General features: G+C 50.3%; 13 protein-coding genes. 10 read left to right on the plus strand and 3 right to left on the minus strand.

Annotated elements, in window-relative coordinates; translation table 11 throughout:
- Window positions 1–433 precede the first annotated feature (433 nt).
- The 4 genes from AAGC78_RS01330 (at window position 434) to AAGC78_RS01345 (ending at window position 2286) form a co-directional block, all read left to right on the plus strand.
- Window positions 434–832: a DUF4398 domain-containing protein gene (locus AAGC78_RS01330; RefSeq protein WP_435782223.1), complete on the plus strand. Its 399-nt coding sequence runs from the start codon at window positions 434–436 to the stop codon at window positions 830–832.
- Window positions 829–1611 (plus strand): OmpA family protein, encoded by a 783-nt coding sequence (locus AAGC78_RS01335; RefSeq protein ID WP_435782224.1) that lies wholly within the window; start codon window positions 829–831, stop codon window positions 1609–1611. The genes AAGC78_RS01330 and AAGC78_RS01335 overlap by 4 nt, the downstream gene beginning before the upstream one ends.
- A gap of 111 nt (window positions 1612–1722) precedes the next feature.
- Window positions 1723–1881 carry a DUF3309 family protein gene (locus tag AAGC78_RS01340; RefSeq protein WP_435782225.1) on the plus strand — a complete coding sequence of 53 codons (159 nt, stop codon included), beginning with the start codon at window positions 1723–1725 and terminating at the stop codon, window positions 1879–1881.
- Window positions 1882–1974: 93 nt separating this feature from the next.
- Window positions 1975–2286, plus strand: a complete 312-nt coding sequence (locus AAGC78_RS01345) for a BON domain-containing protein (protein WP_435782226.1) — start codon at window positions 1975–1977, stop codon at window positions 2284–2286.
- 180 nt (window positions 2287–2466) lie between these two features.
- Here the strand turns inward: AAGC78_RS01345 and AAGC78_RS01350 are convergent, their stop codons facing one another.
- Window positions 2467–4122, minus strand: coding sequence for a glycosyl hydrolase family 18 protein (locus tag AAGC78_RS01350; protein ID WP_435782227.1), 1656 nt, complete (start codon window positions 4120–4122; stop codon window positions 2467–2469).
- Between the two features lie 347 nt (window positions 4123–4469).
- Window positions 4470–6383: a hypothetical protein gene (locus AAGC78_RS01355; RefSeq protein ID WP_435782228.1), complete on the minus strand. Its 1914-nt coding sequence runs from the start codon at window positions 6381–6383 to the stop codon at window positions 4470–4472.
- Between the two features lie 344 nt (window positions 6384–6727).
- Between AAGC78_RS01355 and AAGC78_RS01360 the strand changes: the two genes are divergently transcribed.
- Window positions 6728–7921: a class I SAM-dependent rRNA methyltransferase gene (locus AAGC78_RS01360; RefSeq protein ID WP_435782229.1), complete on the plus strand. Its 1194-nt coding sequence runs from the start codon at window positions 6728–6730 to the stop codon at window positions 7919–7921.
- A gap of 51 nt (window positions 7922–7972) precedes the next feature.
- Here the strand turns inward: AAGC78_RS01360 and AAGC78_RS01365 are convergent, their stop codons facing one another.
- Complete coding sequence (locus AAGC78_RS01365) at window positions 7973–8626, minus strand: HAD family hydrolase (RefSeq protein ID WP_435782230.1); 654 nt, start codon at window positions 8624–8626, stop codon at window positions 7973–7975.
- Window positions 8627–8857: 231 nt separating this feature from the next.
- Between AAGC78_RS01365 and AAGC78_RS01370 the strand changes: the two genes are divergently transcribed.
- The 5 genes from AAGC78_RS01370 (at window position 8858) to AAGC78_RS01390 (ending at window position 13991) form a co-directional block, all read left to right on the plus strand.
- A complete protein-coding gene (locus AAGC78_RS01370) occupies window positions 8858–9361 on the plus strand; it encodes an RNA pyrophosphohydrolase (protein ID WP_435782231.1) in 504 nt (167 codons plus the stop codon).
- Window positions 9362–9416: 55 nt separating this feature from the next.
- Window positions 9417–11690 (plus strand): phosphoenolpyruvate--protein phosphotransferase, encoded by a 2274-nt coding sequence (gene ptsP, locus AAGC78_RS01375; protein ID WP_435782232.1) that lies wholly within the window; start codon window positions 9417–9419, stop codon window positions 11688–11690.
- 76 nt (window positions 11691–11766) lie between these two features.
- Window positions 11767–12609: a prolipoprotein diacylglyceryl transferase gene (lgt, locus tag AAGC78_RS01380; RefSeq protein ID WP_435782233.1), complete on the plus strand. Its 843-nt coding sequence runs from the start codon at window positions 11767–11769 to the stop codon at window positions 12607–12609.
- 20 nt (window positions 12610–12629) lie between these two features.
- A complete protein-coding gene (locus AAGC78_RS01385) occupies window positions 12630–13469 on the plus strand; it encodes a thymidylate synthase (RefSeq protein ID WP_435782234.1) in 840 nt (279 codons plus the stop codon).
- Between the two features lie 15 nt (window positions 13470–13484).
- Complete coding sequence (locus tag AAGC78_RS01390) at window positions 13485–13991, plus strand: dihydrofolate reductase (protein ID WP_435782235.1); 507 nt, start codon at window positions 13485–13487, stop codon at window positions 13989–13991.
- Window positions 13992–14121 lie beyond the last annotated feature (130 nt).

The raw sequence follows: 14121 nt of genomic DNA on the forward strand, positions 1-14121 counted from the left end.
TGATGCCAGTGACGGTTAAAAAATGTCTGCCTCACTTGCTGCGTAACAGAATTTGGAATCGCGTGGTGCTCAATTGCCGATATCAACATCAATGCAATTACAAAACTGTTTTAAAAATCAGCAAATGAAACAATTTCCGAATCTAGCACCCGATTTTTTGGGGTTCTACAGGCCAAAAAAAGTCGAACGTAAACTACTAAAAGTCGAACCAGGGGTAAAAGAGAAAAGTCAAACCTGCTGATGAGGCAGTTTTTTTAAGAACAAATATGAATTTGTGAATCATTTAGCGTTTTTTGCTTTGGCAGTATTTAAGAGCGATAGCGCACTGATTCTGTGTTGGCGAGTGCCTAATCTGAGACTGTCACACTTATTCCCGTACATTGGGTAACGAGGCAGATAAGTGATTTGTCGTTTTTAAACGAGGACTAACACTATGATTAGATCAATCATCAACGGAAAGAGCGCTCCCCGCTTGGCGATGGTAGTGCTCAGTGGTGCACTTTTAGCCGCGTGCAGTTCCCCACCTAAAGCACCTGACCAAGCTCTCCAAGCGGCAGAACTTGCAATCGCTAATGCTGAACAAGCGCGGGTTGCCGATTACGCATCTCCTGAATTGGGTGAAGCACGTGATAAGTTAACCGCAGCGCGTGCCGCTGTAGCCAAGGAAGAAATGTTGGCCGCTGCACGTTTAGCTGAGCAGTCACGTGTGGATGCAGAGCTGGCAACAGCTAAAGCTTCAGCGGCAAAAGCACAAGAGGTTAATGACGAGCTGCACAAGAACGTCAACACTCTTGAGCAGGAACTGCAACGTAACTCAGGAGGTGTGCAATGAAATTTTCTTTGAAATCCAAAGGTCCGATTTTTTCTGCGCTGCTCGCAAGCCTCGTAGTTGTTGGTTGTAGTTCAACCCCTAAAGCGCCTGATGGCTCAGCGGATGTTCGCGCGAAATTAACCCAATTGCAGTCGAATTCTGAATTGGCTACCCGTGCACCTGTGGCTATTAAAGATGCAGAAGCTGCTGTGCGCGCTGCAGAGGAGCCGCGTAAAGATGTTGCTTACGCTAAGCATTTGGTTTACCTCGCGGATCGCAAAGTAGATACAGCTGCAGCATTAGCGCAAGCTCGTTTGCTGGAAGATAAGCGCAAAGAAATTAGCGGCCAGGCAACTGCTGCGCAGTTAGCATCGCGCACCCAAGAAGCTGAAGCGCTTCGTCGCCAATTGGCAGAACTCAATGCGAAACAAACCGAACGTGGTTTGGTCGTGACCTTGGGTGATGTGCTATTCGAAACTGGCAAGGCCGATTTGCGTGGTACTGCCACTGCTAACCTAAGCAAGTTAAGTGGCTTCCTTGCGCAATATCCTGATCGCTCGCTGGTAATTGAGGGGCACACCGATAGCGTGGGTAGCGATAGCTACAATCAGGTACTTTCACAAAACCGTGCCGATTCTGTTAAGGCATTTTTACTGAACCAGGGCGTTGCTGCTAATCGCATTACCGCTGTTGGTAAAGGTGAAAGTTCTCCGGTTGCAAGTAATGATTCTTCTTCTGGCCGACAAATGAATCGTCGTGTAGAAGTGATCATCGCTACTCCGGGTCAAGTAGCACAATAATAATTGTGTTAACTACAGCTGGCGAAAGCCAGCTCACCCCCTCCGCGATATGGATAGCATCGAAGGGAAAATCAGGGAAATTGTTGTAAAGGTAATAGAAGGAGAACAATTATGACACTTGGCACAATTTTATTAATCGTCCTGATCTTAATCTTGATTGGTGCAATTCCTGCGTGGCCGCACAGCCGCAGTTGGGGTTATGGCCCGAGTGGTGGTTTAGGTTTGGTAGTGTTGATCCTGATTATTCTCATTTTGATGGGTTATGTCTGATTGCTGATGATTAAATTCTGACGAAAAAATTTATTGTTTTATTTTGAACTGCTTTTTATTTGGTTTTTCAATTAACTTAAAGGATATTAAATTATGAAAACTTATTCTCATTACTTTACTGCCGTGTTGTTGTCATTTTTTGTTTTGCTTGCTGGTTGTTCGTCAACCTCCAAGGAAAAAAGTACTGGTGAATATATCGACGATGCAGTCATCACAACTAAAGTGAAAGCCGCGTTTGTTGAGGACGATGAACTCAAAGCAACTGAAATCCAAGTTGAAACCTTTAAAGGCGTAGTACAACTTAGCGGTTTTGTTGCCAACTCAGCGCACGTTAGCAAAGCGGCAAGAGTTGCACGTGAAGTGAAAGGTGTGCAATCAGTGAAAAATGATATTCGGGTGAAGTGATAATCATCGACCTTATCTGATGCCATAAAAAAGGCTGCATTTGCAGCCTTTTTTATTTTTCATGGCAATTATTTTTTTGCTAAAAAAAGCGGATCTAAAAGATCCGCAAGTCCGGGAGAAAAACAAAAAACAGCAGAAACAGAACAGCAAAAAAAGGACAGCTATGAAATGGAAATTCAATTACAGCTTGGTAAATCTGATCCAGTTAAGATTCCAGCCACCTTGTGGAGCAAAAATCCCCACACTGTAAGTTCCTGCATTAATCGAGACATTGTGTGAAACCGTAGTCCAGGTTTGCCAACCACCAGTCGCAGGAATGCCGACTTGTCCCAATTGAATTGCACCGGCATTTAAATCCAGTGACAGACTTGCACCGTTCGGGCTTGCAACACGGTATTCGACTTTGTAAGTGCCGCTGCTGGGGAAATTAATATTGGCGTGCGCCATCCAATCATTCGCATCAATCCAACCAACATTTTGGCCGCCGCCAGTGTCAGTCGTGTTTTCCAATTGCACGCCGCTCATCGCGGTGTAAGCCTCTGCTTGAATCAGGCGAGTGAAAGCTGCGGTAGACGAACTCGAAGACGATGTCCCGCCACACGCTGATGCTGCGATTGGCTCCCAGAAATAAGTACTGACGTTCGGGATATAGCCAGGATTGTCGTATTCAGCAATGTAGTAACCACCTTGGTAAGTCACTTTATTACCGGCAACATAATTTTGTCCGCTCACCCATGCCGGGCAACCAGTTGCGGTAGAAGAACTGCTTGAACTACCAGTGTTACCAATTTGGGTGCGAATCGCTGCGAGCAAATTATTCGCGCCGGCGATATCTTGCGATAACTCCCAAATCATCACGCCCGAACCTTCTTGCAACGCGAGTTGGGTTTTTGCGCGAATGGTAGGAAGACCGTTATAAGTGATGTAGCTGCAACCAGCGCAACGCGTGCCGATCACATCTGCCTGTGCTGCACCGGCACCAAATTGGTTGACTATGGAGGCAAAATCATAAGCAGCGGCATAACCATTAAATCCATATCCATAAAACGGAACGCCCAACACCATTTTTTGTTTGGTTAGGCCGCGCGCTTTCCAGATATTGATATCAGACACCGCCATTGAGTAAGGCGAGTGTTCAACGCCTGCTTGCCCCCAACCTGGCCCAATCGCGTCGTAGGACATGATGTTGACGAAATCAAAATACTGTAACGATGAAGTGGGAACCATCCCGCCAACATAAGAAGCAGTTGCCGAGGTCAGCAATTTACCTGCGGGCAAACCATTGCGCAGCGCTTGGATAAATGGGGTGTAGTGCCCGGCGTTATCGATGTTGGTCAGTACTGCACCTTCGATATCGATATCCAAACCATCAAGATTGAACGTATTTACAAACTGCAGCAGGTTATTAACGATGGTGGCGCGATTGGCTGGTTGCAACAATGTTTGCCAATTGCCTGAACACGCCGGTATCACACCGCCAGCAACGGATACCAATACTTTTACACCGGCTTGATGGGCTTTTTGCACTACGTAATTAATATCGCTCGCACTTGCTCCTTCCATACACACCGGATTACCACCACTGGTTAAAGCACCGCTGGCATTCGGGTTTAAAAATGACAGGTTGATATGGGTAAGCTTGCTCAAGTCCGTTCGGTCAATTACCGCGGGCATATTTTTATAAGAAGGAATGTAACCGACAACTTTGGTTTGTGCTTGTGCAACTGAACTGAGTCCCATTAGCGCAATTAAGCCAAGGCTGCTGGCACCTAACCATTGCCGAATTGAGTTTGGGATAGATGGAATTTTTTGTTTGGTTTGGTGATGTGTACGCATTGGTGTGTGACCTCTGTTTGTTATTCGGGTTAGTAAAAGAATCCTGCGGAATAAAAATCATCACCGCAGCAAACTAGCACCCGCAAAAAACGGTCGCAACAGAAGGCCTAAATTCACACCCAAAGGCTATAAAGTCGTACTTTCTGAAGTTAAGTGGGATTTTTTGAGTGGAAATGAACGACGAAATAAAAAATGTGGTGCTCTCTGCTTCACGATAAAAAATCAGTACCACTTTATATGCACAGGACTGGGATTAAATAGCGAGAAATGGATCACTTGAGATTTGTGAGGTACAAACAAAAAGGCTCTCCATTTTTAGTGGAGAGCCTTTTTTGAATAACTATATATTATTGACTTACGGAAACCGTTTGACTTGAAACAATAGGGCCATTTGGCGTTGGAATGGTGATATTAATACTAAATGCCCCGAACGCTATGGCGCCCTCATCACCAAGAATGCTAACCAAAATTTGTGCAGGAGAGTCACTAGCTGCAAGTGGTCCTCTAAATGAAAGGCTTGCTTGCGCACCTTTGAGGCTGCCTGTATCAAGAGCCAATGTAGTTCCTGCAGGTAGGCCATGACCATTCTCATCTGCCATCAAGAACCAGATTGTTGCACTGCGACTCGGTGATGGAAGTACTACATTGGTATTAATGAATGGGAATACTCCATTGCGCATCAACATTCTTGTACTGGTCATAATCAAAACAATGTCATCACGAATATTGACACCAGTTTTGGTGCATCCATCACCCTCTACCTGACAAAGAACACCGTTGTATATACCATTCTCAAGCGTATGTTCATTATCTTTATTAAAATCGACTGGCTCTTCATCCCGGTCACGCACTCCGTTTTCATTTTTGTCCAGATATGCTTCAACCAGATCATCACAAGGGATGATTCCAGAGTTAGCTGGCGTTTTTTTCGACGATGGAGGGACATTCGCATTGCAATCACCTCCATCAACCCAGGATCTAAAAATATCTCCCCGGAGTTTTGGATCTGGGTTGGTTGGGTCTGGTTTGTCAAAATAACCATTACCATTGGTATCGATGAAGCTTTCGTTGCCGATTGCTGTCGCTAATACAGTAACTCGACCGGCACGCTCACGCACACACACATCGTAGTCGGCAACTGGTACACCAAGATTGTCAACACATAGCTTGCGTTCCGGAGTGTTGATTGGGCTGTTGCGTGTTGGTTTCGGAGCTTGACTAGTCCACTTTACGGTGCATGATCCGCCATCAGTTGGGCAACCTGATTCGATTGCGCCGCCTTCTGTAGTAAATGTTACAGCAGTACCATCTGGTGGTGGGTTGTTAAATGCATCAGCCATACGAATAGTGATCTGAGATTCAACACCGTCGAAGTTCCAACCCGTCGGGTGAAGGTTGGTGGCGGAAAGCGACATACTGTCTTGATCTGGAATACCAGTGGACACAATTAATTGATTGGATTGGGTTGAAATTTCCGTGCCGCGAGCCTTGCCTGTAACTCGAACTGGCGTGGCTACTGCTCCAGCTTGAACCGTAGTTGACACATGGCCGGTTCTGTCTGTTTTGCCGCTGGTATTGGTTAAGCTTAAACCGCCAATGGAGGTACTTAATGAGAAATCAACGTCCACATCTTTCATTGGTGAGCCTGTGCTACCCAAAACGCGGAAGCGAACAATCGAAGTTTCACCTCCACCAGTACCTTTAAGGTTAACCAAGGTTGGGTTCGCATCGATAAATGACACTGTTTGGATAGTGTCTGCTGCAATGGATAATGTGGTTTTAGCTGTCTTAGCCATGCCATTTAATGTTGCACTAGCAGTAATTTCGTCGTTACCTACGCATCCATTGGCTGTGTAGGTGATTGTCGCTTGACCATTATTGGTTGCAACACTATTAGCACCGGAGTCTCCATTCCCCAATGTAGCCTCTCCACTGGCGACACAAACGGAGTTGAACGTTACGGTGACAGCGTTGGTTACCAGCGTTTTTGTAGGACTCACAACTGTGACTGTGAGTGTCGTTGTTCCTCCTGGAGATAGGTTGCTGCCACCAATTCCAACAGCTATTTCACCTGCTACAAAGTCATTACCGCTACCATATCCCAGTGAGGTTGGGGTAGTTGTATCTACCACCCCTGAGCTGACACTTGAGCTACTGCTGCCAGTGGATGATTTGATAGGTGATCCTGATCCACCGCAAGCGGAAAGTAGCAGGCTAATAGCTGCTGCACTGACAATCGTCGTCGTTTTTAGAGTATGCATGGTGTCGTCCTAGGGGTTACCGACCGCCGAAGGTTATGGCAAGGCGGCGGCTGGCATTGAATTCGATGATATAAATGGCATAAAGAATCTGCGCTAAGCTCTTGAGCTTATTAGTACTTATGGCCACAGCTAACGTTAGCTCATATCTTTTGAATGATAAAGTCCCAAGCGTTTAAAAAACGCACTCACGCGGGCAAAACACCCGATATTTGTGCGTTTCTTAGCATTTTCCCTGGCATTGAGCTCTTCCTTTTGGCGCATTTTGCAGTCGCCGCGTTTTTATTTCTGTGTCCCAGTCGCACAAGGCTTATAATCCGCCCACTTTTTCTACGTGAGTTTTGCCCATGAGCCTGCCTGTCCTTGTTCTTAACCCCCAAGCTGATCGCCGTTTGAAGTTGGGCCATTTGTGGATTTACAGCAATGAGGTGGATATCGCCAAGTCGCCGCTGAAATCTTTTGCGATGGGGCAGCAGGCGCTGGTGACGACTAATAGTGGTAAGCCGCTCGGGATTGCCTTGATCAATCCTAATGGTCTTATCTGCGGCCGCTTGGTCAGTCGTGACGAAAAATATCCGCTCAATAAATCCCTGCTGGTGCATCGCATCAAGCAATCATTGGCACTACGCGAGCTGGCGTTTGATGAGCCGTTTTACCGGTTGATTTACGGCGATGCCGATTTGCTGCCGGGCTTGGTGGTCGATCGCTTCGGCGATTATCTGGTAGTGCAGATTGCCAGCGCGGGGATGGAAGCAGTTAAAGATGAAATCGTTGAGGCATTGGTGCAGGTATTGAGTCCCGCCGGTGTTTTACTTGCTAATGAGCACAGCGCGCGCGCTCTGGAAGGTTTGTCAGAATATACTGAGGTCGCCTATGGCGAGGTGCCTGAGTCAGTTGAATTGGTGGAAAACGGCACGCGTTTTATGGCACCGGTGCATGGTGGCCAGAAGACCGGCTGGTTTTACGATCACCGTATGAACCGTGCGCAGCTGCAGCAATATGTGCAGGGTAAGCGTGTACTCGACGTGTTTTCTTATATCGGCGGCTGGGGTGTACAAGCGGCAGTTGCGGGTGCAAGCGAAGTTTTTTGTGTTGATGCTTCGGAATCAGCAACTGATGCGGTATTGGAAAACGCCCAGTTGAATGGTGTTGCCGATAAAGTTGCGGCGATTCAGGGCAAGGCGATTGATGTGTTGAAAGAGTTGATCGCCAGCGATGAGCGCTTTGATGTGGTGGTGCTTGATCCGCCAGCGTTTATCAAAAAGCGCAAAGATCAGAAAGCGGGCGAGGCGGCCTATCGCCACATTAATGAATTGGGAATGCGCTTGTTGGGTCGCGATGGTTTGCTGGTGTCAGCGTCCTGCTCTATGCATTTGGGCAAAGATACATTGTTGGAAATCGTGCGCGCATCCGGTCGCCATTTGGATCGCCATGTGCAGATTATCGGTCAGGGCGGACAGGGACCGGATCATCCAATCCATCCGGCTATTCCTGAAACTGACTATTTAAAAGCGGTGTTTGCGCGCGTTTACTTGGCATAAACAGGCTTTGCCTAAACACCTGTTCGGTTATTTTTCTCACAATAAGCCTGCCTAGCGCAGGCTTATTGCTTTCCAGTTGCGTTCGCGGGCGATAGCGGCGAGACGTTCATCTGCATCGACTACCACCGGGTGATCGACTTGCTCCAGCAACGGCAAATCGTTGATCGAGTCGCTGTAAAAATACGCACCTTCGAGCGAGTGATGATTGTGCTTCAGCCACTCATGCAAATAGGTAATCTTGCCGGCTTGAAAGCAGGGCTCACCGACGAAGTTGCCGGTATAGCAACCATCCACAACTTCGGGGTCGGTCGCCAATATGTCTTCAACACCCAAGCGTTTGGCGATAGGTCGCGTCACAAAACCGTTGGTGGCAGTGATGATCAGTAGATGATCGCCCTGGTCACGGTGCTGTTTAAGCAGTGCTTCGGCTTTGGCGAGCATGATTGGCTCGATGTGATCGCGCATAAATTCCGCATGCAGTGCCTGCAGGTCAGCCATGCTGTGACGGCTCAAAGGCGCGAGCGAAAATTGTAGGTAGGCGCGGATATCGAGGGTGCCATTTTTGTAATCCGCATAAAAACCGTCGTTGGCCAAACGGTAAGTCTCTGCATCCACCAATTGTTTTTCCACCAAAAACACGCCCCAGGCATGGTCGCTATCGCCTGCAATCAAGGTGTTGTCGAGATCAAAAATAGCCAGTGCCACTGTGGTTCCCCATATAGATGAAGTAAGAGTTTGCGGGAGTTATCGCAAGGGTCGCTAGGATAGCGGCAGTGGTCGGCGCGCTCAATGAAAAACCATTTCCGAGATTCAGGGTTGCGGGTTTGGACAAGCCTGATATAGTGCGGAAAACGCTGTTTTGTGGAACATGTCCGCTCGTTATCGCTGGAGTTTTGTTTTCTGCCACAGCAAAACCTTTTATATGGATAATTCCCCGTGATAGATTCCGACGGATTCCGCCCTAATGTGGGTATTATTTTGACCAATGACCAAGGCCAGTTGCTTTGGGCAAGGCGTGTAGGCGGGCAGGATGCCTGGCAGTTTCCGCAAGGTGGTATCAACCCCAACGAGACTCCCGAGCAAGCGCTTTACCGCGAATTGCATGAGGAAGTTGGCCTGCATCAGGAAGATGTGCAAATCCTGGCGTGTACCCGCGGTTGGCTGCGCTATCGGTTGCCGCATCGCTTGGTACGTCACAACTCCCTACCGCTGTGCGTCGGGCAAAAACAAAAATGGTTTTTGCTGCGCATGCTGAGTGAAGATTCCAAGGTGAGTCTCAATAATGGCGGCCGCGCCGAATTTGATGATTGGCGCTGGGTCAGTTACTGGTATCCTCTGGGTAAAGTCGTCTCATTCAAGCGCGATGTGTATCGCCGTGCGCTGAAAGAGCTGTCGTTATTCCATGCAAATCTTGAGGATCGCAGTGCGCGTGCTCGCTAGTACATATAACTCGAATTAAACCGAAACCACCTGACAGGCCTGATTACCGAACCCTATGCTGAATTCTCTCCGCTCCATAGTTCTGGAAGTAAACGCCGCGCGCGATATGAAAACCGCGCTGGCGATTATTGTTACGCGGGTGAAGCAGGTGATGACGACGCAAGTATGTTCGGTTTATTTGCGCGATACCAAGGGCGATTACGTACTTATGGCGACCGACGGCCTCAACGCCGATGCGGTCGGAAAAGTGCGTCTGGCGGCAGGTGAAGGTTTGGTTGGGCGAGTTGTTGTGCGCGAAGAGCCAATCAACCTGGAACACGCCGAAGCACATCCCAGCTATCAATACTTCCCTGAAACCGGTGAAGAGCGCTACAGCGCTTTCCTCGGTGTGCCGATTATCCATCATCGCAAAGTGCTCGGTGTGCTGGTTGTCCAGCAGGTTGAACAGCGCCGTTTTGATGAAGGTGAAGAAGCTTTCCTCGTAACCATGTCGGCGCAGCTCGCTGGCGTGATTGCCCATGCGGAGGCGACTGGCGGCGTGGTGCCAGTAGTCGGCGCCAAGGCAACCCAATCCAAATTTATCGGTGTGTCTGGCGCCTCGGGTATCGCGATTGGTGAGGCGGTTGTTATCGCGCCTTCTGCCGATTTGCGCTCGGTGCCCTACCTGCCGTGCAAAGATGTTGATGCCGAAATTGCCTTCTTTCATCGCTGCTTGATCGCGGTACGTGGCGATATCAAATCCCTCGGCGAACAACTCAAGGCGCGTATTAATCGCGAAGAGCAGGCGCTGTTCGATGCCTATCTCGCGATGCTTGACGATGCCTCCCTCGCTGCCGAAGTTTGCGCGCGCATTAGCAAAGGTGCCAATGCACCTTATGCCTGGAGCGAGGTGATCCTCGAACACGAAAGTATTTTCAACAGTATGAACGACCCTTATTTGCGCGAGCGGGCGACCGATTTGCGCGATCTGGGGCGGCGCGTGCTGGCCTATTTGCAAGAGTCCAATCAGAAGACACGTGTCTATCCCGATAAAACCATCCTGATCGGCGAAGAGCTGACCGCATCCATGCTGGGGGAAATCCCCAAAGAGAAGCTGGCCGGTTTGGTGTCGGTGCAGGGCTCGTCCAACTCGCATGTGGCGATTCTGGCGCGGGCGATGGATATTCCCACGGTGATGGGCGCGGTTGATTTGCCCTATACCCAGATCGACGGCCGCCCGATAATTGTCGATGGCTACAAGGGCACAGTCTACTGCGACCCGAGTGCGCAACTGCGCAAGCAATATAAGGCGATCTTCCTGGAAGAGCAGGCGCTGGTAAAAGGTCTGGAGGCGCTCAAGGATCTCCCCTGCGAAACCAAAGACCGCTACCGTTTGCCGTTGCATGTGAATACCGGCTTGATGGCCGACGTAGTGCGCTCGCTGGAAAGAGGTGCTGAAGGTGTTGGTCTGTATCGCACCGAGGTCCCGTTTTTGTTGCGCGACCGTTTCCCTAGTGAAGAAGAGCAGCGCGCGATTTATCGTGAGCAACTGGAGGCATTTGCGCCTCATTCGGTCACCATGCGTACCTTGGATATCGGCGGCGATAAGGCTCTGCCGTATTTCCCTATTGAAGAAGACAACCCCTTTCTCGGTTGGCGCGGCATCCGCGTTACCCTCGATCACCCCGAGATTTTCCTCGCGCAAATCCGCGCGATGATCAAAGCCAGTGAAGGCCTTGATAACCTGCGCATCCTGCTGCCGATGATCACCAATATGCAGGAAGTTGAAGCGGCGCGTGCGCTGATCCAGCGTGTTCACAAAGAGCTGCTGGAAGAAGGCTATCGCGTGCGCAAGCCGCAGGTGGGGGTGATGATTGAGGTTCCGGCGGCGGTTTACCTCGCGCCGGAATTGTCGCGCAAGGTGGATTTTTTGTCGGTCGGCAGTAACGACCTCACCCAATATTTGCTCGCAGTGGATCGTAACAATGCGCAGGTGGCTGATCTTTATCAGGCTTATCATCCGGCGGTGTTGCGCGCGCTCCAGTACATTGTTTATGCGGCCCACGATGCCGGCATCAGCGTCAGTATTTGCGGCGAGTTAGCGGGCGACCCAGGTGCGGCCATCCTGTTGATGGCGATGGGTTATGACGTACTTTCCATGAACGCTACCAACTTGCCCAAGGTCAAATCCGTTATCCGCGGCGTTACCTTTGAGCGCGCCAAGGCGTTGTTGGGTGAGGTGATGCGCATGTCCAACGGCGAGCATATCCGCGAGCATATCGCGCGCGAGTTGCGTGAAAGCGGCTTGAACCGCTTGATCCGCCCGGTCGCCTCGGACGCAAACGAGTAATAAATGTCTTGGGCGAGTCACAAAACCGCGCCATAATCACCGCCCACTGAAACGGCTGCCTCAGGTTTAACCGCTTATGCTGCAATACCCGGATTTAAATCCCATCGCCTTTACTATCCCTATTGGCCCTCTTTCTATCGGCAATATGACCGTCGGGCCATTCAACGTTCATTGGTACGGAATCATGTACTTGCTGGCGTTTGTCAGCGCCTGGTTGATCGCCATGCGTCGCGCCAAAGCGCCTGAGGCAACGGTCAATAAATCCCAGGTCGAAAACCTGATTACCTATGGCGCCTTCGGGGTGATCCTCGGCGGCCGCTTTGGATATGTGTTGTTTTACAACTTTGAAGAATTTCTGCGCGATCCGCTCTGGCTGTTCCGCGTGTGGGAAGGCGGCATGTCGTTCCATGGCGGTTTGATCGGCGTGATAGTCGCGATGTTTATCTACTCCTACCGTATCAACCGTTCATTTGTCAGCGTGATGGATTTTGTCGCGCCCATAGTGCCGCTCGGTTTGGGCTTTGGTCGCCTGGGCAATTTTATCGGGCAGGAGCTTTGGGGCCGCGTGACCGATGTGCCTTGGGGCATGGTGTTTCCCAAGGCGTTGCCGGAAGGGCTGGCGCGTCACCCGAGCCAGTTATATCAGGCGTTCCTTGAAGGATTGGTACTGTTCATCATTGTATTCTGGTTCTCCGCCAAACCCCGCCCGCGCGGCGCTGTGTCAGGTGTATTCCTGATCGGTTACTCGACTTTCCGCTTCGGCGTTGAATTTGTGCGCGAGCCGGATCTGGGTGTCGCCCTGATTGCCGGTATGACCCGCGGCCAATTGCTCTGCGTGCCCATGTTCCTGCTGGGTGTAGGATTGTTGGTGTGGGCTTACGCCTTTGCCCCGAAAACGGCGCAATCCCCTAACGTTTAATTTTTCGTACAGGTTTGTTAATGAAGCAATATCTTGATTTGATACGCGACGTAGTCGAAAACGGTGTCCAGCGCGGCGACCGTACCGGCACTGGCACGCGCTCGGTATTTGGCCGTCAGTTGCGGTTTGATCTCAGCCAGGGCTTCCCCTTGGTGACCACCAAAACCGTGCACTTGAAAAGCGTGATCGTCGAGTTGCTGTGGTTCCTGCAAGGCCGTACCGATGTCAGCTGGCTGCAAGAGCGCGGCTGCAAAATCTGGAACGAGTGGGCGACTGAAGCGGGCGATCTGGGACCGGTTTACGGCAAACAATGGCGCAGCTGGGCATGCCCCGATGGTTCGACTATCGACCAGATTTCCCAAGTTATTGCCCAGATCAAAAAGACTCCTTATTCGCGTCGCTTGATCGTCAGCGCCTGGAACCCGGCCGATCTGCCGGACGAGTCCATGAGCCCGCAACAAAACGTCGAGCATGGCCGCATGGCACTCGCCGCTTGCCATACGCTGTTCCAGTTTTATGTCTCCGAAGGCAAGCTCTCCTGCCAGCTCTACCAGCGCAGTGCGGATCTGTTTTTGGGGGTGCCGTTTAATATCGCCAGCTACGCGCTGCTGACTCATATGATCGCGCAGCAGTGTGATCTGGAAGTAGGCGATTTTGTGCACACCTTTGGCGATTGCCACTTGTACAGCAACCACTTGACCGATGAGATTGTGTTTGCGCAATTGGCACGCGAGCCCAAGGCATTGCCGAAGCTGCGTATCGCGCGCAAACCGGCGTCGATTTTTGATTACGAGTTGGAAGATTTTTCCTTTGAAGGCTACGAGCCGCACCCGCGTATTGTTGCGCCTATCGCGATCTAGTCCGGGGTTATCCGAATGAAATTGGCCATCATTGTTGCCGCCGCTAAAAACGGGGTGATCGGCAATAACAACCAGTTGCCCTGGCATCTGCCGCAGGACCTGAAATATTTTAAATCGGTGACGCTGGGCAAACCGGTGATCATGGGACGCAAGACCTATGAGTCGATTGGTCGCCCGCTGCCGGGACGCACCAATATTGTGGTTACGCGCAGTGCTGACTGGAAAGTTGATGGTGTTGTGGTGGTCAACAGTATCGAACAGGCACTGGAAGAAGCGAGCAAGGCTATTGCCGCGAGTGCAGCGCCCGTCGAAGAGGCGATGATTATTGGCGGTGCGGAAATTTATCGCACGGCGTTGCCGATGGTGAATAAGGTTTATCTCACTCGTGTAGAGGTTGAGATTGAGGGCGATGCATTTTTCCCCGCATTGCCTGAGGCCGAGTGGCAACTCGCGTCCACAACTGCTGGCGATGAACAGGCCAACCTAGCGCATCAATTTCTGGTGTATGAGCGTGCCCGTTAAGCGGGCGCGCCGGTTTTAATTCCCTTCCTCCAAACGTTTTTTGTTAGCAACGGCTATGCTTAACGGGCATTCTCCGGTGTTGGCGTTGTCTTACCTGTGCGCATAGATAAAAACATCCAACAAATTCCTT

The organism is Cellvibrio sp. (genome assembly GCF_039207905.1).
GTDB lineage: Bacteria > Pseudomonadota > Gammaproteobacteria > Pseudomonadales > Cellvibrionaceae > Cellvibrio.